The 991-nt window shown below is 65.8% G+C and carries 1 protein-coding gene and 1 pseudogene; one reads left to right on the top strand and one right to left on the bottom strand.

The features are described 5' to 3' along the window. Nucleotides 1–319: pseudogene (locus tag DM995_RS18175) on the top strand (hypothetical protein); the annotation flags it as partial. Here DM995_RS18175 and DM995_RS18170 read toward each other — a convergent pair. After that, nucleotides 320–901, bottom strand: a complete 582-nt coding sequence (locus DM995_RS18170; protein ID WP_116970611.1) for a superoxide dismutase family protein — start codon at nt 899–901, stop codon at nt 320–322. It abuts the pseudogene before it with no gap. Nucleotides 902–991 lie beyond the last annotated feature (90 nt).

The following is a 991-nucleotide window of genomic DNA, read 5'->3' as shown; positions in this document are numbered from 1 at the left end:
CGTGGGCTCGGGGCCGAATGGCGAGCCGCTGTTCGCGGCCGCCTGGTATCGCGAGCCTTATGACGATGAGCTGAAAGGCTATCTGTCGACGGCGCGGGGCCCCGGATCGGCGCTGATCGCGTGCCGGACAGTCGCAGATTTTCGCGTCGAGGATTGCTACGAGATCGGCGAATCGCCCCAAGGCTCAGGCATTGGGCGAGCTGTCATCGCGGCGGCATGGCAATTCCGGGTGCGCCCACCTCGAGTCGGCGGTGTATCGAAGGTCGGCGAATGGGTGCGCATCCGTATCGATTACGGCGTACGCACCTCCAGTCGCTGATCAGCCGCGCGTGAACGCGCCGCAGGCCAGCCGGTCGCCGCTATTCCCCGACGGATCGGTCATCTGGTCATCGGCCTTGGCGTGGATCACCAGTGCCGCGCCGTCGGCATCGAGCATTTCGGTCAGCCTGGCACCGCGGATGGCATAATCCATCCGGCCGCTGCCATCGCTGGCGACCACCAGATTGGGCATGTCGCCATGATGCTGGCCTTGCGGATTGCTGAGGCCGTGCTTTGCGCCCGTCGGGTTCCAGTGCCCGCCGGCGCTCTCGAATTTCGGCCCCTCGCACTTGCCGGTCATGTGGACATGGATGCCGTGTTCACCCGCAGGCATGCCCGTGGCGCTGACCTCGATCTGGATGCCATCCTCGCGCTCGGTCGCGCTGACCATGCCTGCGTCTTTGCCATCGGCGGTCTTCAGCATGGCGCGGGCCATCATCGGCAGCTCGCCTGCGCCCGCCTCGGTCTCGACCGTTTCGGGAGCAGGTGCCGGGGGGTCGCTGTCGGCGCCGCTGTTGCATCCGGCAAGGATCATGGCAGAGCCAAGGGCGGTGGCGGCGAGGAAATGGCGGATCACGATCATGCTCTAAGCTCCTGTCTTTTGCCCATTTACCCGGCAGTGCGGGTGCGGGTTCCGGCAGGGCGTGACCAAAAGTCCGTTTGACATTCGGTG

The organism is Blastomonas sp. UPD001 (assembly GCF_003426715.1).
In the GTDB taxonomy this organism is placed as follows: domain Bacteria; phylum Pseudomonadota; class Alphaproteobacteria; order Sphingomonadales; family Sphingomonadaceae; genus Blastomonas.
The sequence above is the reverse complement of the archived record's forward strand: the minus strand, read 5'-3'. Positions and strand labels throughout refer to the sequence as shown.